This is a genomic window from Sphingomonas trueperi (assembly GCF_040545965.1).
GTDB lineage: Bacteria > Pseudomonadota > Alphaproteobacteria > Sphingomonadales > Sphingomonadaceae > Sphingomonas > Sphingomonas trueperi_C.
The window spans coordinates 451,676-474,174 of record NZ_JBEPMV010000001.1; the positions used below are offsets into that span (position 1 = coordinate 451,676).

17 protein-coding genes are annotated in these 22,499 nt (G+C 68.0%); 13 read left to right on the forward strand and 4 right to left on the reverse strand.

Annotated features, from left to right (window positions below):
- Nucleotides 1–9: 9 nt before the first annotated feature.
- The 6 genes from ABIC35_RS02225 (at nucleotide 10) to ABIC35_RS02250 (ending at nucleotide 10,825) form a co-directional block, all read left to right on the forward strand.
- Nucleotides 10–2,718, forward strand: a complete 2,709-nt coding sequence (locus ABIC35_RS02225; RefSeq protein ID WP_121078766.1) for a TonB-dependent receptor — start codon at nucleotides 10–12, stop codon at nucleotides 2,716–2,718.
- Between the two features lie 69 nt (nucleotides 2,719–2,787).
- Complete coding sequence (locus ABIC35_RS02230; RefSeq protein WP_121078768.1) at nucleotides 2,788–5,121, forward strand: alpha-N-acetylglucosaminidase; 2,334 nt, start codon at nucleotides 2,788–2,790, stop codon at nucleotides 5,119–5,121.
- Nucleotides 5,118–6,266 carry an acyltransferase family protein gene (locus tag ABIC35_RS02235; protein ID WP_121078770.1) on the forward strand — a complete coding sequence of 383 codons (1,149 nt, stop codon included), beginning with the start codon at nucleotides 5,118–5,120 and terminating at the stop codon, nucleotides 6,264–6,266. The genes ABIC35_RS02230 and ABIC35_RS02235 overlap by 4 nt, the downstream gene beginning before the upstream one ends.
- Nucleotides 6,267–6,380: 114 nt before the next feature.
- Complete coding sequence (gene cphA / locus ABIC35_RS02240; protein ID WP_121078772.1) at nucleotides 6,381–9,143, forward strand: cyanophycin synthetase; 2,763 nt, start codon at nucleotides 6,381–6,383, stop codon at nucleotides 9,141–9,143.
- A complete protein-coding gene (locus ABIC35_RS02245; protein ID WP_121078774.1) occupies nucleotides 9,136–10,032 on the forward strand; it encodes an isoaspartyl peptidase/L-asparaginase family protein in 897 nt (298 codons plus the stop codon). Before cphA ends, ABIC35_RS02245 begins: the two co-directional genes overlap by 8 nt.
- The gene (locus ABIC35_RS02250; RefSeq protein WP_121078776.1) at nucleotides 10,025–10,825 is read left to right on the forward strand and encodes a cyanophycinase; all 801 of its coding nucleotides are present in this window, start codon (nucleotides 10,025–10,027) and stop codon (nucleotides 10,823–10,825) included. The genes ABIC35_RS02245 and ABIC35_RS02250 overlap by 8 nt, the downstream gene beginning before the upstream one ends.
- Before the next feature lie 9 nt (nucleotides 10,826–10,834).
- Here the strand turns inward: ABIC35_RS02250 and ABIC35_RS02255 are convergent, their stop codons facing one another.
- Entirely contained in the window at nucleotides 10,835–11,434 is a 600-nt protein-coding gene (locus ABIC35_RS02255; RefSeq protein WP_121078779.1) for an alpha/beta hydrolase, read from the reverse strand.
- A 162-nt stretch (nucleotides 11,435–11,596) separates the two neighbouring features.
- Between ABIC35_RS02255 and ABIC35_RS02260 the strand changes: the two genes are divergently transcribed.
- The 7 genes from ABIC35_RS02260 to bfr all read left to right on the forward strand — a co-directional run bounded on the left by ABIC35_RS02260 (nucleotide 11,597) and on the right by bfr (nucleotide 18,880).
- Nucleotides 11,597–14,509 (forward strand): sensor histidine kinase, encoded by a 2,913-nt coding sequence (locus ABIC35_RS02260; RefSeq protein ID WP_183049447.1) that lies wholly within the window; start codon nucleotides 11,597–11,599, stop codon nucleotides 14,507–14,509.
- A gap of 113 nt (nucleotides 14,510–14,622) precedes the next feature.
- Complete coding sequence (locus ABIC35_RS02265; protein WP_183049448.1) at nucleotides 14,623–15,654, forward strand: sensor histidine kinase; 1,032 nt, start codon at nucleotides 14,623–14,625, stop codon at nucleotides 15,652–15,654.
- A 66-nt stretch (nucleotides 15,655–15,720) separates the two neighbouring features.
- Nucleotides 15,721–16,113, forward strand: coding sequence for a DUF3052 family protein (locus ABIC35_RS02270; protein ID WP_121078783.1), 393 nt, complete (start codon nucleotides 15,721–15,723; stop codon nucleotides 16,111–16,113).
- 102 nt (nucleotides 16,114–16,215) lie between these two features.
- Complete coding sequence (locus ABIC35_RS02275) at nucleotides 16,216–16,869, forward strand: nitroreductase family protein (protein WP_354278195.1); 654 nt, start codon at nucleotides 16,216–16,218, stop codon at nucleotides 16,867–16,869.
- Between the two features lie 9 nt (nucleotides 16,870–16,878).
- Nucleotides 16,879–18,123, forward strand: coding sequence for a DUF418 domain-containing protein (locus tag ABIC35_RS02280; protein ID WP_183049449.1), 1,245 nt, complete (start codon nucleotides 16,879–16,881; stop codon nucleotides 18,121–18,123).
- A gap of 33 nt (nucleotides 18,124–18,156) precedes the next feature.
- Nucleotides 18,157–18,327: a (2Fe-2S)-binding protein gene (locus ABIC35_RS02285; protein WP_010545522.1), complete on the forward strand. Its 171-nt coding sequence runs from the start codon at nucleotides 18,157–18,159 to the stop codon at nucleotides 18,325–18,327.
- Nucleotides 18,328–18,397: 70 nt separating this feature from the next.
- Nucleotides 18,398–18,880, forward strand: coding sequence for a bacterioferritin (gene bfr / locus ABIC35_RS02290; protein ID WP_093298639.1), 483 nt, complete (start codon nucleotides 18,398–18,400; stop codon nucleotides 18,878–18,880).
- 71 nt (nucleotides 18,881–18,951) lie between these two features.
- Here bfr and der read toward each other — a convergent pair whose 3' ends face one another.
- From der to ABIC35_RS02305, 3 genes are all read right to left on the reverse strand, one after another.
- Nucleotides 18,952–20,319, reverse strand: a complete 1,368-nt coding sequence (gene der, locus ABIC35_RS02295) for a ribosome biogenesis GTPase Der (protein WP_183049450.1) — start codon at nucleotides 20,317–20,319, stop codon at nucleotides 18,952–18,954.
- Nucleotides 20,320–20,443: 124 nt separating this feature from the next.
- Nucleotides 20,444–21,775 (reverse strand): outer membrane protein assembly factor BamB family protein, encoded by a 1,332-nt coding sequence (locus ABIC35_RS02300; protein WP_121078787.1) that lies wholly within the window; start codon nucleotides 21,773–21,775, stop codon nucleotides 20,444–20,446.
- A complete protein-coding gene (locus ABIC35_RS02305) occupies nucleotides 21,772–22,488 on the reverse strand; it encodes a tetratricopeptide repeat protein (RefSeq protein WP_121078789.1) in 717 nt (238 codons plus the stop codon). The genes ABIC35_RS02300 and ABIC35_RS02305 overlap by 4 nt, the downstream gene beginning before the upstream one ends.
- Nucleotides 22,489–22,499: the final 11 nt, after the last annotated feature.

Here is a 22,499-nt window from a genome sequence, read left to right on the forward strand (position 1 = left end):
GGGTATGAAATGCCGACAGACCAAGACCTTCGCACGCCAGTGAGAACGATTGCGAAAAACATCCTGCTCGCCTCAGGATGCATTGCCGCGCTCAGCTTCGCCGCCGCCGCACAGGCGCAGACCGACAGCACGCCGGCGGGCCAGGACGACGGCGAGATCGTCGTCAACGGCATCCGCGCGTCGATCGACAACGCCATCGAGGCCAAGCGCAAAGACATCCGCGTCACCGACGGCATTTCGGCCGAGGATCTGGGCAAGTTCCCCAGCGAGAACATCACCGAAGCGATCCAGCGCATCTCGGGCGTGCAGATGTCGAACATCAACGGCCGCGGCGCGACGATCAGCATCCGCGGCCTGGGCCCGCAATATGCGCTGACCACCGTCAACGGCCAGACCTTCAAGAGCGCCGACTTCACCGACGGCTTCCGCTACGACATCATCCAGACCGAACTCGCCAACGCGATCGAGGTGATCAAGTCGCCGACGGCGGACATGGATGCCGGCGGCCTCTCGGGCACGGTCAACATCAAGACGACGATGCCGCTCGACTATAAGGAGCGCCAGCTGGTCCTATCGGTCAAGGGCCAGAATTCCGAATATGCCGGTGGCAAGATCACGCCGAAGATCAGCGGCAGCTATGTCGACCAGTTCGCCGACGGCAAGCTCGGCGTCTATGTCAACCTCGGCTACCAGAAGCTGAAGGACCGCGCCGACTATTTCTGGATGGACCGCTGGGCGACCCAGACGATCGCCGGCTCCAGCGTCTATGTCCCCCGCCGCCCGCGCTATCGCCGCATCGACCGCGATACCGAACGGCTGATGGGCAGCGGCGGCGTGCAGTGGCGCCCGAGCGACCGGATCGAGATCGATGCCAGCGCGATCTACGCCAAGGACATCACCGATTACGACGTGAACCAGCAGGTATTCCTGTTCAACACCGCACGGATTGCGGCGAGCAACGTCGTGAACGGCGTCGCCACCAAGGCGACCGCGACCAACTTCACCATGGAGAACAACCGCCAGCACGAGGACCGCAACCTCGTCAGCCAGGGCTATACGCTCTCGGGCAAGTGGACCGGCGACGATGGCTGGTCGGCGCGCACGGTGTTCAACTACACCAAGGGCAGCACCTATCAGCGCGAGGCCGCCGCGATCCTCGGCGTGAACATCCCGACCGCGACGATCGATTTCTCCAATCCGGACTCGGTGAAGTACAGCGTCGGCACCGATCTCTCGAGCGCCGCGCTCTATGCCCCGGCGACGCTGACCCGCAACGAGTACCCGAACGGCGCCACCCGCAAGATGGCGTCGAGCGAGACCTCGGGCCAGGCCGATCTTTACAAGGAAGTGTCCTTCGGGCCCTTCACCAAGTTCAGCGTCGGCGCCAAGTATCGCCACGAGATCTTCAGCCGCGACGTGAGCCGGCACGACATGATCGCGCTTGCCAATCAGCCCGCGCCGTCGAGCCCGATCTTCCCGAAGATGGCGACGACCAGCTACCCGGTCTCGGGCTTCCTCAACGGCGATTCAGGAATCCCCGGCGCCTGGATCGGCCCGGACCTCGGCGCCTATGACAAGGCGCTGGCCGCCGCCGGCATCACCGTGCCGGACATCTTCGCACCCGAAGCCAGCTACCATGTTGATCGCTTCATGCCGTCTGCCTATGCGATGGCGGACATCGACACCCAGCTCGGCGGCATGACGCTGCGCGGCAATCTCGGCGTGCGCTACGAGCACACCAAGCAGAAGGTGCAGGGCAACATCACCGCCCCGCGCACCGATGGCTATACCGAAGTGCAGCAGAAGGTCGGCGACTATGCGATCGAGCAGAGCTACGACAATGTCCTGCCCAGCCTGAATCTGGTGCTGGAGCCGACCCGCACCGTGCAGGTCCGCTTCGCCGCCGCCAAGGTGCTGGTCCGCCCGATCATGGATTCGAACACGTCCATGGCGCAGACCACCAGCAGCTCGCCCAACACCTTCCCGGCGAACACCAGCACGATCACCGTGGACCTGGGCCAGGCGGGTCTCAAGCCGCTGACCGCCAACCAGCTCGATCTCGGCGTCGAATGGTATCCCACTCGTTCGAGCACGATCGCGCTGAACGGCTTCTACAAGTGGATCAAGAACGGCACCTTCTCGCGCCTGATCTGCCCGACGTCGTTCAACGGCACCGCGCTCAGCACGGCGGGCAACGACTGCGTCGATGCCAAGGGCAACATCTACGACATCACCCAGACGCTCAACGATCCCAGCACCATCAAGGTGAAGGGCTTCGAGGTCAGCTGGAACCAGTCGTTCGATCGTCTCCTGCCGATGGACGGCTTCGGCCTGCTCGCCAACTTCACCCGGGTCTATCCGCAGAAGGTGGCGATCGGCACGGGCTACACGATCCGCAACCTGTCGAAGGTAACGTGGAACGTATCGCCCTATTGGGAGAACGAGCAGTTCAACATCCGCCTCTCGGTGAACCACCGCAGCAGCTATGAGCAGAACAGCGCGGACAGCTTCTTCGCCCGCGAAGGCCATGTCGTGAAGGGCCGCACCCAGTTCGACCTGAGCGGCGGCTATGCGCCAACCAAGTGGCTGAGCTTCGCGGCCGGGGTGATCAACCTCAACAACAGCCGCGAACAGGCCTATTTCCGGGATCCCGCCGTGTGGCAGGAGAGCAGCTTCTATGGTCGCAGCTTCTATCTGTCGGCCACGCTGAAGATGTAACAGTACCCGGGGGCGACGCCGTGACGACGGCGCCGCCCCCAACGCGTTTCGATGTCTGGAGAGCCTGACTTGGTCGTATCCGCCGCCCGCCGTCTTCCCCTTCTCAGCCCGGTCGCGGCCGCGCTCGTCCTCGCCACCCCCGCCGCGGCGCTGCCGGGCCGCCCGGTCCCCGCCGCCGCTCCCCAATCGCAGACCGTCGCCGCGCGCGCCGTGCTGGCGCGGCTTGGCGTCGATACCGCCAGCATCGACCTGGCGCTGGTCCCCGGCACCACCCCGCAATTCCGTGCCCGCACCGCCGCAGGAAGGCTGAGGATCGAAGGCACCTCGCCCGTCGCGCTGGTGCGCGGTGCGGCTCGCACCTTGGGCCAGGAGGGGAGCCTGTTCGTTTCGTGGGAGGGCGTCCGCAATCGCCCGCTTCGCTTGCGCGACCGATATGACAGCGGCGTGGTTGCCTCGCCCTTCTCGCTGCGCACCTATCTGAACACCTGCACCTATGGCTACACCACCCCCTGGTGGAACTGGGGCCGCTGGGAGCGCGAGATCGACTGGATGGCCGCGCACGGCGTCGACACGCCGCTGGCGATGGAAGGCCAGGAGTTCGTCTGGCGCGCGCTGTGGCGCGAGCAGGGCATGAACGACGGCCAGATCGCCGCGGGTCTCTCCGCCGCCCCCTTCCTGCCCTGGCAGCGCATGGGCAACATCGCCGGCTATCGCGCGCCGCTCTCGGCCAACTGGATCGAGAAGAAGCGCGTCCTGCAGCGCCAGATCCTCGCCCGGATGCACGCGCTTGGCATGAAGCCGATCCTTCCGGCCTTCTCCGGCTATGTGCCCGAGGCGTTCGCCAAGGCGCACCCGGAAGCAAAGATCTACCAGATGCGCCAGTGGGAAGGCTTCCCCGGCACCTATTGGCTCGACCCGTCCGACCCGCTGTTCGCCAAGCTCGCCGCGCGCTTCCTGCAGCTCTACACCGCGACCTATGGCCCGGGCGACTATTACCTCGCCGACGCCTTCAACGAAATGGTGCCGCCGATCGCCGAGGACGGCAGCGACGCCCGCGCCGCCACCTATGGCGACGCGATCGCCAACACCGCCGCCACCCGCGCGGCCGCGTTGCCGAAGGAGGTGCGCGACGCTCGGCTCGCGGCCTATGGCGAGCGGCTCTACCGCTCGATCACCGCCGCCGCGCCCAACGCGACCTGGGTGATGCAGGGCTGGCTGTTCGGTGCCGACAAGGCCTTCTGGACCCCCGACGCGATCGCCGCCTTCCTCTCCAAGGTACCCGACGAGCGGATGCTGGTGCTCGACATCGGCAACGATCGCTATCCCGGCATCTGGAACGCGACAAAGGCCTTTTACGGCAAGGGCTGGGCGTACGGCTATGTCCACAATTATGGGGGCAGCAACCCGGTTCATGGCGACCTGAATTTCTACCGCAGCGACATGACCGCCGCGCTTGCCAACCCCGGCCATGGCCGGATGCGCGGCTTCGGGCTGTTCCCGGAGGGGCTGCACAGCAACAGCATCGCCTATGCCTATGCGTATGACCTCGCGTGGGGCGAGATTGGCGCCAACGGCCAGGCCCGCCCGCTCGACGCCTGGATCGGCGACTATACCAAGGCCCGCTACGGCAAGACCTCGCCCGCGCTGGTCGCCGCCTGGGACAAAGCCATCGCCGGCGCCTATACCACCCGCTACTGGACCCCGCGCTGGTGGCACGAGCAGGCCGGTGCCTATCTGCTGTTCAAATTCCCCAGCCTCGACGGTGCGGACTATCCCGCTGCGCCGGGTGACCCGACGGCCCTCCGCGCCGGCATCGAAGCGCTGCTCGCCCAGGCGCCGCAACATGCGGGCGAGCCGCTTTACAACTACGACCTGGTCGACCTCGTCCGCCATTATGCCAGCGTGAAGCTCGACGACCGGCTCAAGACCGCGGTCGCCGCCTACAAGGCCGGCGACCTCGCCACCGGCGACCGCGCCACCGCCGCCGCCGAGAAGCTGGCGAAGGATGTCGACGCGATCGCCGGCAACCAGCAGGAAACGCTGGGCAGCTGGCTCGCCGACGCCGCCGCCTATGGCGACACCCCCGCCGAGAAGGCAGCGTTCGTGGAGCAGGCCAAGGCGGTCGTCACCGTCTGGGGCGGCACCGGCCACCTCTCGGACTATGCCTCGCGCGCCTGGCAGGGTCTCTATGCCGGCTATTACTGGCCGCGCTGGCAGCGCTTCCTCGCCGCCCAGCGCGCCGCCGCTGCCGCCCACACGCCCTTCGACGCCAAGGCCAGCGCCGCCGCAATCCGCGACTGGCAGGCCGCCTGGCTCAAGGACGGCAAGATGTGGGCTCGCCAGCGCCCGGCCGAGCCCTTGGCCCTTGCCCGCACGCTCCTCGCAGAAAGCGACGCACGATGACCGAGACCCAGGCCAACACCGTCGCCGCGCTCGCCGGCAAGCCGCGCTTCCTGGCGCTCGACGTGTTTCGCGGTGCCACGATCTTCCTGATGATCCTGGTCAACACCTCGGGACCGGGCGCGGCGCCCTACCCGCAGCTGGTCCATGCCAAGTGGTTCGGCTTCACGCTCGCGGACCTGGTGTTTCCCACCTTCCTGTTCGCGATGGGCAACGCGATGAGCTTTGCCTTCCGCAAGCCGGTGGTGACGGGACCATTCCTCGCCCGGCTGTTCAAGCGCGGCGCAATCATCTTCGTGCTCGGCTATCTGATGTACTGGTTCCCCTTCGTCGAGCAGGGCGCGCACGGCTGGGAACTCAAGCCCTTCGCGCTCACCCGCGTGCCGGGCGTGCTCCAGCGCCTCGCGCTCTGCTATGTGCTCGCCGCGCTGCTGATCCGCTGGCTCAAGCCCCGCCAACTGCTGCTCGCGGCGATCGCACTGCTGCTCGGCTATTGGGCGATCCTGCTGGCGTTCAGTCCGCCGGGCATGGCCTATGACAAATACCTCAATATCGGCACGCAGATCGACCTGTGGCTGCTCGGACCAAACCATCTCTACAAGAAGGATTTCGGCTTCGATCCCGAAGGCCTGCTCGGCACCCTGCCCGCCACCGTCAACGTGATCGCGGGCTATCTGGCGGGCCTCGCCATCGTCCAGGGCAGCGACCTCCGGCGGACCGTGAGCCGGATGGCGCTGGTCGGCGTCGCGCTGGTGCTGGCCGGGCTCGCTTGGTCGCCCTGGTTCCCGATCGCCAAGAAGCTGTGGACCGGCTCCTATGTGCTCCTCACCGTCGGGCTGGACCTGGGGCTGCTCGGCGGGGCGATCTGGCTGATCGAGATCGCCGGGTTCAAGCGCGGCACCCGCTTCTTCACCATCCTCGGCCGCAACCCGCTGGCGATCTACCTCTTCTCCGAGCTGTTCGTCACCGTCCTCGGCATGATCCCCGCGGGCGAGCATGGCGGCGCCTATGATGCGGCCGGTGTCGCCGTTTTCCAGGCGATCGCGCCGGGGCCGTCCGGCTCGCTGCTCTGCGCCTTCGCCTACACGATGCTGTGCTGGGCGGTGGGCTGGTGGATGGACCGCAAGGGACTGATCCTGAAGGCCTGACAAGGCAGTTTTATTTCAAATAGTTGATCCGCATCAGTCGGGGAACGCTGGGAAATCTGGGCCGTTGGAGCGGCTCAGGCACTGGTTCTCAGCGCCCCCTTCTAGAGGTCCACTATGACAGCGTTTGTGCAGCCGGCCGATTTCGTGCGCCCGGCTTCGGCGAACGGAATGCGGGTGCTCGAGCGGAGCGTCTATCGCGGTCCGCATCTGTTCAGTACGCGCCCGATGATCCGCATCCAGGTCGATCTGCGCGATCTGGAGCAATGGCCGAGCGACAAGCTTCCCGGCTTCACCGATGCCCTGCTCGCCCTGCTCCCCGGCCTCGGCGTGCATGGCTGCAGCTATCAGCGCCCCGGCGGATTCGTGGAGCGGCTGCGCGAAGGCACCTGGATGGGCCATATCATCGAGCATGTCGCACTGGAGCTGCAGACACTCGCCGGATCGCGCGTCACCCGCGGCAAGACGCGGTCGGTGAAGGACCGGCCGGGCGTCTACAACATCCTCTACACCTATCGCGACGAGACGCTGGCGCTTGCCGCTGGCCTCGCCGCGATCCGGCTGGTCGCCGATCTGCTGCCCGAGCCGCTTCGCAAGGTGGAGGGGCTGCAGCTGCTCGGTACGCCGCCGCTCGATGCGCCGCAGGACGTCCGCGCGATCATCGCGTCGCTGCAGGCGATCCTGAAGGCGAATGCGCTCGGCCCCACTACCCGCGCGCTGGTCGAAGCGGCGGAGCGCCGCGGCATCCCCGTCACCCGCCTCAACGAGCAGAGCCTGATCCAGTTCGGCCAAGGCAGCCGCCAGAAGCGCATCCGTGCCAGCATCACCGGCGATACCGCGCAGATCGCGGTCGACATCGCCGGCAACAAGGCGATGACCAAGCAGCTGCTCGGCGAGGCCGGGCTGCCCGTCCCGCGTGGCGTGGTCGTGCGCCGGGTGGAGGAAGCCCTCGCCGAGGCCAAGCGGCTGCGCTGGCCGGTGGTGGTCAAGCCGCTTGACGGCAACCACGGCCGCGGCGTGACCACCGGCATCGCCGACGAAGACGCGCTACGCACCGCCTTCGATCTCGCGCTCCAGCATGGCCGCCGAGTGATCGTCGAGCAGCAGGTGCCCGGCAACGACCACCGCATCTTGGTGGTGAACGGCAAGGTGGTCGCGGTGGCCGAGCGGGTGCCGGCGCAGGTGATCGGCGACGGCTTCCACTCGATCGCCCAGCTGATCGACGATCTCAACCAGGATCCGCGCCGCGGCATGGGGCATGAGAATGTCCTGACCCGAATCGTCACCGACGAGGCGATGCTGGCGCTGCTGGAGAAGAGCGACCGCACCCCCGCCACCATTCCCATGGCCGGCGAACAGGTAATCCTGCGCGACACTGCCAACCTTTCCACTGGCGGCACCGCGGTGGATCGCACCGACGTGATTCACCCCGCCAACCGCGCGATTGCCGAGCAGGCGGCGGCAGTGGTCGGGCTCGACGTGTGCGGGATCGACTTCCTCTCGCCGGACATTCGCCGCCCGCTCCGCGAGACCGGCGGCGGCATCGTCGAGGTCAACGCGGCGCCCGGCTTTCGCATGCATCTGGAGCCCTCCAGCGGCACCCCGCGCGACGTCGCCGCGCCGGTGATCGACATGCTGTACCCGCGCGGCAGCCGCAGCCGGATCCCGATCTTCGCGATCACCGGCACCAACGGCAAGTCGACGACGGCGCGGATGGTGTCCCGCATCCTGCAGCAAGCCGGCAAGAATGTCGGCATGACCTCGACCAGCGGCATCTATTTCAACGGCCATCTGATGGTCGAGGCCGATGCCAGCGGGCCGAAGAGCGCACGCACCGTGCTGCGCAACCCCGCCGTAGATGTCGCGGTGCTGGAGACGGCGCGCGGCGGCATCCTGCGCGAAGGGTTGGGCTTCGACGGCGCCGACGTCGGCGCAGTGCTCAACGTCACCGCCGATCATCTGGGGCTCAAGGGCATCGACACGGTCGAGGACCTGGCCAAGGTGAAGGGCGTGGTGGTTGAGAGCGTCGCGCGGCGCGGGCATTCGGTGCTCAACGCCGACGATCCGATGTGCCACCGCATCGCCCGCCATGCCCGCGGCACCATCGTCTGGTTCTCGCTGGCCGGCGGCCGCGACATGTCCGGCGATCTCCGCCGCCACATCGCCGAGGGCGGCATGGCGGTGGTGCGCGAGCCGGGCAGCTATGGCGGCTGCATCGTCCTCCACCGCGGCGGCGAACGCATCGAGGTGATGGCTGCGGCCGATATCCCCGCGACGCTGGGCGGAATCGCCGATTTCAACATCGCCAATGCCCTTGCCGCCGTCGCGATGTGCGCGGCGCAGCGGCTGTCGATCGACACGATCCGCGACGGGCTCAGCGCCTTCAGCATCTCGTTCGAGGATTCGCCCGGCCGGCTCAACATCCACGATGCGCATGGGCGTCGCCACATCCTGGACTATGCCCACAATCCGGCAGGACTGCAGGCGCTGGGCCAGGTGATCGATCGCATGCGCAGCCGCTACAACCGCGTGATCGGGATGGTGAGCATCCCCGGCGACCGGCGCGACTGCGACATCGTCGAGATGGGGCAGCTCGCCGGTGCGATCTTCGACGAGATCGTGTTCCGCGAGGCGCCCGACGGCCGCGGCCGCCCGCGCGGCGAGACCAACGGGCTGATGTCCGAAGGCGCGATGGCGGCGGGCGTGCGGCCCGATCGGGTCCACCGCATCGTCGACGAAATGGAGGCGGTGGACATGGTGCTGCAGCTCGGCCGCCCCGGCGACCTGCTCGTCATCATGCCCAGCGCGATCCAGGCGGTGTGGGACAGGATCGTCACCTTCCAGCCCGACGCGGCCGTCCGGGAGAAGCAGCATGCCTGAAGCAACCCGCTGGGCGATCATTGTCCATGGCGGCGCCAAGACGATCGATCCGGCGCTCCACGATCGCAACCGCGCCGGGACCGCCGCCGCCGCCGAAGCCGGCGCGGCGGTGCTGCGCGCGGGCGGCAGCGCGGTACTCGCCGCCGAAGCCGCGGTGCGGGTGCTGGAGGACGATCCGGTGTTCAACGCCGGCTTCGGCTCGGTGCTCACCAGCGACGGCACCGTCGAGATGGACGCGGCGCTGATGGAAGGTACCGAGCTGACACTGGGCGGCGTCGCGGGCGTGCGGCGGGTGCGCAATCCGGTCAGCGTTGCCCGAGCGATGCTGACCGCCCGCCCCGTGCTGCTTGCCGGCGAAGGCGCGGAGCGGTTCGCGGCGGACAACGGCATTGAGCTGGTCGAGCCCGATACGATGCTCTCCCGCGAAGCCCTCGCCTCGGAGAACAGCAAGGCGCACGACACCGTCGGCTGCGTCGCGATCGACACTACCGGCGCGATCGCCGCCGCCACCTCCACCGGCGGGCTGCCGGGCAAGCATCCCGGCCGGATCGGCGATTCGCCTGTCCCGGGCGCCGGCCTCTATGCCGACGACACGCTGGGCGGCTGCGCCTTTTCCGGCGATGGCGAGGCAATCCTGCGGACGATGCTCGCGGCGCAGGTGATGCACGCGCTCGAACGCGGCGGCTCGGCCGGCGAGGCGGCGGAACACGCCATTGCCCGCCTCGGCCGGGTCGGTGGCGAAGCGGGGGCGATCGTGATCGAGCGCTCGGGTGCGTTCGGCGTTGCCCATAACAGCGACCATTTCGCGCTGGCACTCCATTCCCATGGGCTCGATGCCCCGCGCGCGGGCGTCCACCGCGACGAATTGAAGGACGTGTTGCATGGCTGATTCCGGCGGACCGCTCATCATCATCGGCGGCCACGAAGACAAGGAAGGCGACAAGACCATCCTCAAAGAAGTCGCCGCACGGGTGAACGGCGGCAAGCTCGTCATCGCCACCGTCGCCAGCCACCAGCCCGACGGCTATTTCACCGCCTATCAGAAGGCCTTCGGCGCGCTGGGCGTCGACAACCTCGTCGAGCTCTACGTCCATGAACGCGGCGAGACGCTGGAGCAGGAGACGCAGTCGGTGTTCGACGATGCCGCCGGCATCTTCTTCACCGGCGGCGACCAGCTGCGCATCTCCAGCCAGATCGGCGACACCCCGGTCGAACGGATGGTGCGCGACATCCACGCCCGCGGCGGCGTGGTCGCGGGCACCTCGGCGGGCGCCTCGGTGATGAGCGAGACGATGCTGGTGAAGGGCTCCAGCGCCGAATCGCATCGCATCGGCGACCTCCACATGGCGCCGGGCCTGGGACTGGTGCGCGACGTGATCATCGACCAGCATTTCGCCGAGCGCGGCCGCATCGGCCGGCTGCTCGGCGCGGTGGCGCAGAACCCCCGCGTGCTCGGCATCGGCATCGACGAGGATACCGCGATCGTGCTGGAGGGCTGCTGCTTCCGCGTAGTGGGTGCCGGCGCGGTCACCATCGTCGACGGCTCGGGCGTCACCCGCTCGAACATCGCCGAGGCGAGCCCCGAACGGACGCTATCGATGCACGACGTCCGCCTGCATGTGCTCAGCCATGGCGACGAGTTCGACCTCGACCAGCGCCGCCCCCTTTCCAAGAAGGACTGAGCGCGAAGTTCAGTCCTGCTCGGGCGCCAGCACCGCCGCCAGCGCGTCGGCGGTCTGGGCGCGGCGCTCGACGATTCCCGCGGTCATCCGCAGGACGAGGTCGCGCGCGCCCTGCCAGTGGCTACCGCTGCGGCGGGCATGCGGCAGCTGGGGGAGGCCCCCCACTGCGCTGCCCCAGCCGGTGGCGAGGGCCTGCACCCGCTCCGCCACAGCCGTATCGGGCGTCTCGCCGCTCAGCAGCAGCGAGGGGAAGGGCAGCCGGATCTTGGGCGAGGCGAAATGCGCGGCATCGCCCTCCCCCGCGATCGGGTCGATCAGCAGCGCGCCCGCCACCCGCGTGATATAGTCGCGCGGCGACAGCCGGGCCCACCAGGTCGCGGCGAAGCAGCTCGCACCGTTCGCTACCAGCAGCACCGGCCGCTCGGCATGGAGGATCGCCGAATCGAGCTTGGCCGCCCACAGACTGCGTTGGCGCACCGTCTCTTCCGAATAATCGAGATGCGCATCGGCCCGCAGCGGCGCACCGAACAATGCCGAAAGCGCGCGGGCCGGGCCGTTGCCGGTGCTGATCACCGAAAATCGATCCAAGGGGGTCGTCACGAGCGTCATGGCGAGTCTTCCCGTGTGCTGGTCGAGCGAGGCTATAGGCTCCCCGCCGCACACGCAATGCGGTTCGTACGTTCGGGGTCGTGCCTGCCGCACGCTTCGCCGCGACCTCTTGCGGGGAGAACGTTCTCAGGGCACGGAATGCGCGGAGGCGATCGACGAGGGATGCGGCGGAGACGAACCTGGACGATGCTGCTGGTGCCGGCGATCCTCGCTGCCGCGCCCAGCCTCGCGCAGACGCCGCCCCAGCGCAGCATCGATCAGTACAATCTGCGCGCCTGGCACCTGGTCGACGGCGCCCCGCCGGACATCTGGGCGCTCGCCCAATCGCGCGACGGGTTCCTGTATCTCGGCACCGGTGCCGGGCTCTACCGCTTCGACGGCATCAGCTTCGAGCCGGTGGTGCCGCGCGTCGGCCGCTTCCCCTCGCGCAACATCACCGCGCTGCTCGCCGATCCGGACGGCAGCCTGTGGATCGGCCATTTCGACGGCCAGGTGTCGCACCTGCAGGGCGGCCGGGTGTCGAGCTTCGGCCCGCGCAACGCCGTGGTGGAACAGTTCGCGCGCGGACCGGACGAGACGATCTGGGTGGCGATGTCCGGTTTGGAGAGTGGGCTCTTCCGGGTCCGCCGGGACGCCATCGTCCGCGTCGGGGCCGACCTCGGCATGCCCCCGGGCCGGACTTCCAGCGTCGTCACCGGCCGCGATGGCGCCATCTGGGTCGCGACCGAAACCGACATCCGTGTGCTGCGCCCCGACACCTCCCGCTTCGTTCCAGTGGCGCGCAGCATGTATCGCGTGCGACTCGCCGTTGCGCCGGACGGACAGGTCTGGGCTTCGGGAAATCCTGCGGACGCGCCGTCCGCCCGCGCGGCGGGCATACGGGTCGCACCGCTCGCATCCGGCATGCACCCGCCCGCTGCCGACCGGATGACGTTCACCCGTGACGGGTCGCTGTGGCGGACCCTGTTTGCCGGCGGCGTGCTCCAGACCCGCGACCTCGGCAACGCTGCCCCGGTCTTCACCCGCCTCACCCCCAAGCAGGGCCTGCCCTCGCTCGTCGCGGTGCCGCTGATCGAGGATCACGAGGCCAATCTGTGGATCGGCACCAATCTCGGCCTGTTCCGGCTGCGCCCGGTCAGCGCCGCCACCGCGCTGCGGGTCGACGACACGGTGCTCGGCGGCTTCGAGCTGGCGGTGACGCAGGATGGCACCGTCTACGCCGCCAATCCGCACAATCTGTACCGCGCGCGCCCCGGCGAACCGCTGCGGTGGCTGCGCCGGTTCGACCAGGCGATCGCCATGATCGAGGCGGACGGCGCCGACCTCATCGTGTCGCTCCAGGACAGGCTGGTGCGGCTGCACGACAACCGCTTCGCTACGGTCCCCGCACCCGCCCTGCCCGGGCCAGCCTCCACCTGGGCGCGGCAGGGGGACACGCAGTGGATATCGGTCGAAGATGTTGGCGTGTTCCAGCTGGCCGGGGGCCGGTGGCGCCCGCTCGGCGCAGCCGATCAGCCGGCCAGCCGCATCTACACCGCGTCCGGCACCGGCGGCGGGACATGGTTCTACGGGCAGGATCGCCTGTACCGTCGCGACCAGGCTGGGCTGCACTCCATTCCCGGCGACAGGGTCGGGAGCATCGCACTGGTGTCCAGCGGACCCGCGGGCACGCTGATCGGCGGCGAACTCGGGCTTGCGCGGCTCGACCGGGGGCGCCTGCGCGCCCTCGCGGATGCCCGCATACCCGAGCTTGGCGGCATCACCGGCATCGTGCAGGCACCGGACGGCACGGTGTGGATCAACGGCGTGCGCGGCCTGGTGCAGACCAGCAAGGCGGCGCTAGACGCAGCCTTCGCCGACCCGCACGCCCCCCTGCAGCACCAGCTGTTCACCGCCGCCGATGGCCTGCCCGGCGTAGCCCAGCAAGGCGCGCCGAAGAGCACCGCGGTGCGCGGCGGCGACGGGCGGATCTGGGTGGCGGACAATGTCGGCATCGGCTGGATCGATCCCGCACGAATCGTCCACAACCTGCTGCCGCCCCCCGTCTCGATCCTGCGCCTGACCGCGAACGATCGCAGCTACGTCGACCCGCGCGACGTCGCCCTGCCGGCCGGCACCGCCAATCTGCGGATCGCCTATACCGCGCTCAGCCTCTCGGAGGCCGAGCGGGTGCGCTTTCGCTACCGTCTGATCGGGGTCGACCGCGGCTGGATCGACGCGGGTACCATGCGCGAAGCCTATTACGCCAATCTCGGCCCCGGCACCTGGCGCTTCCAGGTGATCGCCGCCAACAATGACGGGGTGTGGAACAGCGAGGGCGCGACGGTCACCGTCACCATCGCCCCGCACTTCTACCAGCGCTGGTGGTTTCGGCTGCTGGCGATCGGCGCAGGCGCGGGCGCGCTGTGGCTGCTCTACGCCTGGCGGCTGCGCGAGCAGATCGCCCGTACCCGCGCCCGCGCCGAAGCCCAGCTCGCCGAGCGCGAGCGCATCGCCCGCGAGCTGCACGATACGTTGCTTCAGAGCATGCAGGGGCTCATGCTGCGCTTCCAGGCCGCCGCCTATGCCACCGAGCCGGGCTCCAAGGCGCAGACCCTGATCGACAGTGCGCTGGAGCGCGCCGACGACGTGATGATGGAGGCGCGCGACCGGGTGATGGCGCTCCGCCGCATTACCGGCCCCGGCGATCCCCAGCCGCTGATCGACGAACTCGCCCGCTATCTCGAAGAGGAAGGCCTGGTCCTCACTGTCACCCGCGAGGGACCGCCGCTGCGCTTCCAGCCCGAGGAGCTGGAACACGTGCTGGCGATCGTGCAGGAGGCGCTGGCGAACGTCCGCCGCCATGCCGACACGCTGCTCGCGCAGGTGCGGGTGGACAGCCGCGACGGGCGGCTGCGGATCGAGATCGACGATCAAGGCCGCGGCATCCCCCCCGATATCGCCGCTGCCGGGGAACGCCCGGGCCATTATGGGCTCAAGGGCATGCGCGAGCGCGCGGCAGCATTGGGCGGCACACTGGAGGTTCGTCGCGGGGTGCCGATCGGCACCGTGGTTACCCTCACCGTCCCGCGGTGACGGGGCGCTTGCGTCTGCATTGTTTCTGAACGATGAGGGTAGCCGCTTGGCCGCTCCGATACCCCGGGAGCGATGCCGCGTCTGCGGGTCTGGACTGGGGCAACGGGTTGGCAATGAACTCCTACCATCGGACGCTGGAACATCTGCCGCTGCTCGAGAAGCGGCGGCCGCTGGCCTATGCGATCACCTTGGGGTTCTGCGTGGTCGCCTGGTGGCTGCGGCTGGTGCTGGATCCGTTCTTCCCGCCGGGCTTTCCCTACCTCACCTTCTTTCCGGCGGTAATCCTCGCTTCCTTCCTGTTCGGGCGAGGGCCGGGCATCGTCGCCGCGGTGTTGTGTGGACTGCTCGCCTGGTATTTCTTCATCCCGCCCTTCGGCAGCTTTGCGCTGGCCCGGGGAACGCCGGTGGCGCTGCTGTTCTATATCGGCGTGGTGGCCGTGGACATTCTGCTGGTGCACTGGATGCAGCTGGCCAATGCCCGGCTGATGGCGGAGCGCGAACGCAGCGCCAGCCTGGCCGCGCGCACCGAGATCCTGTTCGAGGAACTCCAGCACCGCGTTTCGAACAATCTCCAGATGGTCGGCGCGATGCTCGCGCTCCAGCGGCGCGGGGTCGCCGATGGAGAGGCCAAGCGCGCGATCGGCGAGGCTGCGGCCAGGCTCCAGCTGATCGGCCGCATCCAGCGACGACTGTACGGCAGCCGCGGCGAGCCGCTTGCGCTCGATGCGTTCGTCACCGCGCTGGTCGAGGATCTGGCCGAAAGCAGCGGCAAGCCCGGCATCCGCCATGTGGTGGAAGCGAACAGCGCGCTGCTGCTGCCGCCCGACCGCGCCATCCCGCTGGCGCTGATCGTCGCCGAGGGGATAGCCAACGCCATCGAGCATGGCTTCGCCGATCGCGAGACCGGGACCATCCTGGTCCAAGTCTGCGCCGAGGGCGGCCGGCTGTCGCTTTCGATCCGCGACGACGGCGCGGGCGTGGCGGAGAATTTCGACCTGGCCGAGGTGGACAGCCTGGGCCTGCGTATCGCGCGGAGCCTGGCGCAAGGCATGGACGCCGAACTGCGGATCATCCCCGCCCGACCAGGCACGCTGGTGGAGCTGCGCAACATCCCGATCGACCGCGCGGTGCAGCCGGCCGTCTGATCGCGATCAAGGCCGCTGGCGCCGGTCTGCCGCATCCTGTAGGTTGATCCAAGGAGGGCGGCGACGATGGAACAATGTTCTGGCACCCCGATGGCGACGCGGCTCGGCTTCAAGCCCGGCATGCGCGTTTGGTTTCACGACATGCCCGCGGCGATGCGCGCCGCGATCGCGCCCGAACGGGCGGCGCTGGAAGAGCTGGGCTGCGCCACCGATGGCGTGCAGGGCGTGCACCTGTTCGCCTCGCGCCGTGATCACCTGGAACGCGAGCTGGGCGCGCTGCGCGGGCTGCTCGCCAGCAACGGCTTCTGCTGGGTCTCCTGGCCCGAGCAGGAGGGCTCCTCCGAGCTGCGCGAAAACACCGTCGCCGATGTCGCCGCCGCGCACGGATGGGAGGCGAGCGACCGCTGTGCTTTCGAGGGCTGGTCGGGGGTCAAGCTAACCCCCGTGCTGCATAGGTAACGGTAAAAAGGCTCGACATATCCGCGGCTCCGCACAACAACCGAATAGACAAGTGCCGCACCTTCGGCGACCTTGTCGCCAATTTCCTCTATGAAACCTGATATGCGGCCCTGGAACCCTGACATCGATCTGCCGGACGACGCGCGGATCGCGAACGCCGCGGCCTTTTGCGAGCGCATGGCGACGCGCCACAGTTGCCGTAGTTTCTCCGAACGGCCGGTTCCGCGCGCAATCATCGAGACAGCGATTGCCGCCGCCGGCACGGCGCCGAACGGCGCCAACCGCCAGCCCTGGCACTTCGCTGCGCTCTCCTCGCCCGGCGCAAAGACCGCGCTGCGCGTGGCGGTGGAAGAAGAAGAGCGCAGTTTCTATGGCGGCATTGGCGGCAGCGAGTGGCAGGGGCTTACCCGCGAGCTCGGCACCACGGCCGACAAGCCCTATCTCGAAATCGCGCCCTGGATTATCGTTGCGTTCGGACAGACCAAGGCAAACGAAACCGATCGTTTCCCCAATCCCCATGTCACCGAAAGCGTGAGCATCGCCTGCGGCCTGTTGCTGACGACGCTGCACATGGCCGGGCTGGCGACGCTGGTTCATACCGCCACCCCCGCGCGCTTTCTCAACCGGTTATGCCGCCGGCCCGAGCATGAACGCCCGGTGATGCTGATCGTGACGGGCCACCCCGCCCCCGATGCGGCCGTGCCGGCGGCGGTGCTGGAGCGCAAACCATTGGATCAGATCGCCAGCTGGTTCTAAACGCCTGGGGTGCATCCCCCGATTTCCGCCCGCCTGCTTTCGCTCGATCTCGTCCGCGGCACCGCGCTGCTCGGCATCCTGCTGCTCAACATCGTCGGCTTCGGCATGCCCGAGGCCGCCTATTTCAATCCGCGCGCATATGGCGGCTGGCACGGCACCGATCTCGCCGCCTGGCTGGTCAACTTCCTGTTCTTCGACGGGCGGATGCGCGGGCTGTTCTCCTTCCTGTTCGGCGCCTCGCTGCTGATCGTCACCGACGCGGCCGAGGCGGCGGGGCGCGACCCGGCGCGGACGCATTATGCCCGGATGGGCTGGCTGCTGCTGTTCGGCCTCGCCCATCTCTGGCTGGTCTGGCACGGCGACATCCTCGCCCATTATGCGCTGGTCGGCATGCTCGCCTTTCCCTTGCGCAAACTGCCGATCGCGCGTCTGCTGAGCCTGGGGAGCGTGCTGGTACTGGTCAGCACCGCCTTGTTCGCCACCTTCGCGCATGATGCCTGGCGGATGTCGCTGCTTCCGCAGGCGACGCAGGGCGAATATGCCGCGCTGGTGAACGCGTTCGGGACACCGTCCGCGGCGCAGATTGCATCGGAGCTGGCGGTGCATCGCGGCGACTATGCCGGCATCGTCGGCCAGCGCTTCGGCGAATATGCGACCAGTCCGTTCGCGATGCTGACGCTCTACGGATGGGAAACGTTGGGCTACATGCTGTTCGGCATGGCGGCGCTGCGCAGCGGGCTGCTCAGCGCCGCGTGGCCGCGCGCAACCTATCGGCGCTGGTGGCTGCGCTGCTGGGCGATCGCCCTGCCCCTCTATGCGCTGCTTTCGATCTGGCTGGTTGAGGCAAAATTCAGCCTTTTCGCGGTGTTGATGGCGGCGGTGACGCTGCCCGGACTGGTGCGACCGGTAATGATCGTCGGTTGGGCATGCCTGATCCTGTACGTAGCACGACCCGACGGGTGGCTCACCCGCCGTGTGGCGGCAGCGGGTCGGATGGCGTTCTCCAACTATCTCGCGACCAGCCTGCTCTGCGTGTGGGTCTTCGACGGCTATGGCCTGGGCTGGTTCGGCCATCTCTCGCGCTGGCAGCTCTACCCGGTGGTGTTCGGCGTCTGGGCGCTGCTGCTGCTCTGGTCGCAGCCCTGGTTGACCGTCGTTCGCTACGGCCCCCTCGAATGGCTGTGGCGCAGCCTGGCGCGCGGCAGCCTGCAACCCATTCGCAATAGCCTTGCGAATCGCTCGCAATCGCACTAGATCCTTCGCAGCGAGAGAATCGAGGGACTGTCGATGGTCGTCTGCGTGTGCAATGCCCTGCGGGAACGTGAAGTGCGCGAAGCGGCGCGATCCGGTGCGCAGAGTGCCTGCCAGGCCTATCGCGCGCTCGGCTGCCAGGCCAAGTGCGGCCAGTGCGTCCCCTTCGCCCGTGCCATCATTGCCGAGGAACGGGCTGCCGCCTGAGCGCACTTCGCCGGTTCCGTCCCGATCGTTTCGCGGCTAGGTTGTCCGCCAGACGATAAGGGATTTGCACATGAAGGGCGACGCCAAGGTTCTCGAGTATCTGAACGAGGTGCTCAAGAACGAGCTCACCGCGATCAACCAGTACTGGCTGCACTATCGCATGCTCGATCATTGGGGCGTGCAGAAGCTCGCCGAATTCGAGCGCCACGAATCGATCGACGAGATGAAGCATGCCGACTGGCTGTCGGAGCGCATTCTGTTCCTCGACGGGCTGCCCAATTTCCAGCTGCTCGGTCGCCTGCGCATCGGCGAGACGGTGGAAGAACTGCTCCGCGCCGATCTGGCGCTGGAAGTGGAAGCGATTGCCGTGCTGCGCGACGCGATCCAGCATTGCGAGACCGTCCGCGACTTCGTCAGCCGCGACCTGTTCCTCAAGATCCTCGAGAGCGAGGAAGAGCATGTCGACACGCTGGAGCGCCAGTTCGACATGATCGAGCGCATGGGGCTGGAGAATTACATCCAGCTCAACAGCAAGCCGGCGGAAGCGGAGTAGGCGCCAGTCCTTCGTTTCATCCCCCTCCCGCCTGCGGGGGGGGCGTAAATGGCGGGAGGGGGGTTAGCCCCTCACTCCTTCTCGCGGTCAAACGGGTTCTTCGGCGCGCGGAGCACCAGCCGCACCGGCACCGCGCCGAAATCGAACTCGCGCCGCAGCCCGTTGATCAGATAGCGCTGGTAGCTCATCGGCAGCAGGTCCACGCGGGTGCCGAACAGCACGAAGCTCGGCGGCCGCGTCTTGTTCTGCGTCACATAGCGCGGCTTGATCCGCTTGCCGCCGGGGGCGGGCGGCGGATTGGCTTCGATCGCGCGCTCGAACCAGCGGTTGAGCTGGCCGGTCGACACGCGCCGCGACCAGGCGTCGCGCGTCTCGAACGCCACGCGCATCAGCGTGTCGATCCCCTTGCCCGTCACCGCCGAGACGGTGAGCAGCGGCACGCCCTTCACCTGCGCCAGCCCCTCGTCGAGCGCGCCCTTTACCCCGTTGAACAGGCTGGAGGCATTTTCCGCCACGTCCCACTTGTTGAGCGCGATGATCAGCGCGCGGCCTTCCTGCAGCACGCGATCGGCGATCTTGAGATCCTGCACCTCCAGCCCGCGCGTGGCATCGAGCAGCAGCACGACGACTTCGGCAAAGTCGATCGAGCGCAGCGTATCGGCGACCGAAAGCTTCTCCAGCTTCTCCTCGACGCGGGCCTTCTTGCGGAGCCCCGCGGTATCAACCAGCCGCACCTTGCGCGGCTTGTCCTCGAAATCGGTCCATTCATAATCGATCGAGATCGAATCGCGGGTGATGCCCGCCTCGGGACCGGTGATCATCCGGTCCTCGCCGAGGATGCGGTTGACCAATGTCGACTTGCCCGCGTTCGGGCGGCCGACGATCGCGAGCTTGAGCGGCGCGTCGGGGCTGTCGGGATCTTCCTCCGGTTCCTCGTCTTCCCGGTCGACATGCGGCAGCAGCGCCTCGAACAAATCGGCCACGCCCTCGCCATGCTCGGCCGAGAAGGGGATCGGGTCGCCAAGGCCCAGCGCCATCGCTTCCAGCACGCCCGATTCGCCCGCACGGCCTTCTGCCTTGTTGGCCATCAGCACCACCGGCCGATCGGTGGATCGCAGCCAGCGGGCGATTTCCTCGTCGAGCGGGGTCACGCCGGCGCGGGAATCGATCAGGAACAGCGAGACGTCGGCCTCGCGCACGGCTGCCTCGGTCTGCGCGCGCATCCGGCCGGGGAGCGTCGCCGCATCCTCGTCCTCATAGCCCGCAGTGTCGATCACCCGGAATTCGAGGCCGAGCAGATTGGCGTCGCCCTCGCGGCGATCGCGGGTGACGCCGGGCTGGTCGTCGACGAGCGCCAGGCGCTTTCCGACCAGCCGGTTGAACAGCGTCGACTTGCCCACATTGGGGCGTCCGATGATGGCGACGGTGGGCAAAGGCATGATCGATTCTCTAACGCAGTCGAAAGGGCGACGCAAAGTCGCCGGAAAAACGAGAGGGGCCGGAGCGCTGCGCCCCGGCCCCCTTGATGGATAGTCTGCCCGGGACGCGGCCGGGATAGCAGGCTCAGCGATAGGCGCTCAGGCGGCCCTTGTCGTCGAGCAGGTAGAGTGTGTTGTTGGCGATCACCGGCGCCAGCGACAGCGGATCCTTGGTCTCCTTGGTGGAGAGGACACTGCCATCCTTCGGCGAGACCGAGACGATCTGGCCCAGCGTGTTGATCAGCACGAGACGCCCACCGGCCACGATCGGGCCCTTCCAGGCGACCGGGTTCTTCAGCTTCTTCTCGTTCTTGTACTTCGTGAGCTGGACGATCCAGCGCGGCTTGCCGCTGCTGCGCGACAGGCAGAGCAGGCGCGCATCGTCGGTGACGACGAACAGCCACTCACCCACGGCATAGGGCGAGGCCAGGCCGCCGATGCTCTGCTCCCACAGCGTCGAGCCGCTGGTGATGTCCACCGCGACCATCCGGCCGCCCTCGCCCAGCGCATAGACGCGGCCCTGGTCGATCACCGGCTCGGCATCGATGTCCGACAGCGACGAGACCGAGGTGGTCATGGTGTTGCGGGTCAGCACGTCGCCCCACAGCGACAGGCCGTTCTCGTAGCGATAGGCGTTGAGCTCGCCCGAGGAGAAGCCGGCGATCACCGTCCCCTGGGCCGAGGCCGGGGCGGCGACGCCGAACACGCCCTGCGACTCAAGGCTGGCAGTCGCCGTCCAGGAAACATCGCCCTTGTCCTGGGTCAGCGCGAACAGCTGGTTGTCCTGCGTCACGACATAGACATTGCCGTTGGCGAGCGTCGGAGCACCGCGCAGGGGGCCGCCCGGGCGCTTGCGCCAGATTTCCTTGCCGTCCGCGACCTGCAGCGCGACCACGTCGCCCAGGCCATTCGACGCATAGACATGGTCACCGTCGACGCTGACGCCGCCGCCGAACAGCGCGCCGCGGCTGCGCTTGTCCTCACCGGTGCCGGTGCGGGCGTTCCACAGCTCGGAACCGGTATCGGCCGCCATGGCATGCACCGTGCCCGCCTGGTCGATCACGAACAGCTTGTTGCCCTCGATCACCGGCGAGGCGGCGAGGCGCTGGCTCTTCGACGGCTTGGCAACCTGGCGGGACCAGACGCGGGAAAGCGATTCGCCGAGCGCGAGATGGCCCATTGCCTTGGAGGCGCTACCGCCCGGCTGGTTCCAATTCTCGTTGACCGCTGCCTCGGGCAGCTGGACCTCGATGCCCGCCAGCGTCTTGTCGGCGGTGATGTCGTTCTCGGTCACCAGGATCGGCACGCGCTCGCCGAGCACGGGGGTCTTCTTGCCGCCGCCGCCCTTGAAGACGCCGCAGCCGCTCACCAGCGCGAGCGCGGCAACTGCCGTTACAACGCGAACCTTCGTGTTCATTTAGCTTGCTTTTCCTGGGTCTGAGCGGTCGTCGCGGTCGGCGTGACCGAAAGCGTCTTGGCGAGTTCGGCGGTGCGTTCGCGGATCGAATCCGGCACGCGGGGGCCGGCCTCGCTGAGCTGGCGATAGAGCTTCGCGGCCTCGCCGCGCTTGCCCGATTTCAGATAGGCGGCCGCCACCATCTCGCCGGCGGTACCGAACCAGGGCGAATCGGGATTGGCGAGCGTGCCGAGCCGCTGGATCACGTCCTGCGGGTTGATCGTGTCGAACTCGGCCTGGGTCTGACGAACCAGCGCCAGGTCGCGGAACGGCTGGGCGAGCTTGCTGTCGGTGACGATGCTGGCAAACTTGGCCGCCGCACCCTTCTTGTCGCCCTGCTGGAACAACAGGTTGCCCTGGGTGAAGCGTGCCATCGCGGCATAGCCGTCCTCGCCCTGCGCCAGCTTGTCGAGCCCCGGCTGGGCCTGGCCGACCTGGTTCTGCGCGGCGAGTTGGAGGGCTGCGTCATACTCCTCGCCGCGTGCCTCGGCGGCGGTGCGCTGGCTGTGATCGTAGAACAGCCAGCCGGCCACGGCGACGAGGAACGCCACCAGGCCCGCGACGGCCCAGACGCCATAGCGACGGCCGGCGCGGATCAGCTGATCGCGCCGATATTCCTCGTCGACTTCGCGAAGGAAGGCCTCGTCGGTGGTACCGGAAGGAGGAAGCGCCAAAATCTACTCCA

Excerpts from the sequence above, each read along its gene's own strand:
- ABIC35_RS02260 (WP_183049447.1), top strand. The coding sequence starts at position 11,597 with ATGCGGCGGAGACGAACCTGGACGATGCTGCTGGTGCCGGCGATCCTC.
- cphA (WP_121078772.1), top strand. The coding sequence starts at position 6,381 with ATGACAGCGTTTGTGCAGCCGGCCGATTTCGTGCGCCCGGCTTCGGCG.
- ABIC35_RS02225 (WP_121078766.1), top strand. The coding sequence starts at position 10 with ATGCCGACAGACCAAGACCTTCGCACGCCAGTGAGAACGATTGCGAAA.
- ABIC35_RS02250 (WP_121078776.1), top strand. The coding sequence starts at position 10,025 with ATGGCTGATTCCGGCGGACCGCTCATCATCATCGGCGGCCACGAAGAC.
- ABIC35_RS02245 (WP_121078774.1), top strand. The coding sequence starts at position 9,136 with ATGCCTGAAGCAACCCGCTGGGCGATCATTGTCCATGGCGGCGCCAAG.
- ABIC35_RS02270 (WP_121078783.1), top strand. The coding sequence starts at position 15,721 with ATGGAACAATGTTCTGGCACCCCGATGGCGACGCGGCTCGGCTTCAAG.
- ABIC35_RS02235 (WP_121078770.1), top strand. The coding sequence starts at position 5,118 with ATGACCGAGACCCAGGCCAACACCGTCGCCGCGCTCGCCGGCAAGCCG.
- ABIC35_RS02275 (WP_354278195.1), top strand. The coding sequence starts at position 16,216 with ATGCGGCCCTGGAACCCTGACATCGATCTGCCGGACGACGCGCGGATC.
- bfr (WP_093298639.1), top strand. The coding sequence starts at position 18,398 with ATGAAGGGCGACGCCAAGGTTCTCGAGTATCTGAACGAGGTGCTCAAG.
- ABIC35_RS02285 (WP_010545522.1), top strand. The coding sequence starts at position 18,157 with ATGGTCGTCTGCGTGTGCAATGCCCTGCGGGAACGTGAAGTGCGCGAA.
- der (WP_183049450.1), bottom strand. The coding sequence starts at position 20,319 with ATGCCTTTGCCCACCGTCGCCATCATCGGACGCCCCAATGTGGGCAAG.
- ABIC35_RS02300 (WP_121078787.1), bottom strand. The coding sequence starts at position 21,775 with ATGAACACGAAGGTTCGCGTTGTAACGGCAGTTGCCGCGCTCGCGCTG.
- ABIC35_RS02255 (WP_121078779.1), bottom strand. The coding sequence starts at position 11,434 with ATGACGCTCGTGACGACCCCCTTGGATCGATTTTCGGTGATCAGCACC.
- ABIC35_RS02265 (WP_183049448.1), top strand. The coding sequence starts at position 14,623 with ATGAACTCCTACCATCGGACGCTGGAACATCTGCCGCTGCTCGAGAAG.